Annotated in this window: 1 protein-coding gene; it reads right to left on the bottom strand. The window is 73.7% G+C overall.

Annotation, left to right across the window (positions count from 1 at the left end):
* Positions 1-133: 133 nt before the first annotated feature.
* A partial coding sequence (locus tag JHD74_RS26295) for a hypothetical protein (protein WP_199063942.1) occupies positions 134-316 on the bottom strand: 183 nt, incomplete at its 5' end.

Below are 316 nucleotides of genomic sequence, written 5' to 3'. Positions count from 1 at the left end.
CGACCACGCCATTGCCAGAAGGTGGGCATTCACTGACCACCACGGCGACGGACAAGGCGGGCAACACCAGTGTGCCATCCGAGTCGTTTGATCTGACCACCGATTACACCCCATCGCCGTCGGGCCCTGTCTCTTATACACATCTCCGAGCCCACGAGACAGGAGGTATCATCTCGTATGCCGTCTTCGGCGTGAAAAAGGGGGGGGGGGGGGGGGGGGGGGGGGGGGGGGGGGGGGGGGGGGGGGGGGGGGGGGGGGGGGGGGGGGGGGGGGGGGGGGGGGGGGGGGGGGGGGGGGGGGGGGGGGGGGGGGGGGG

Origin of the sequence: Serratia sp. ASV30, from assembly GCF_016428815.1 — a bacterium.
Lineage (GTDB): Bacteria > Pseudomonadota > Gammaproteobacteria > Enterobacterales > Enterobacteriaceae > Chania > Chania fonticola_C.
The sequence above is the reverse complement of the archived record's forward strand: the minus strand, read 5'-3'. Positions and strand labels throughout refer to the sequence as shown.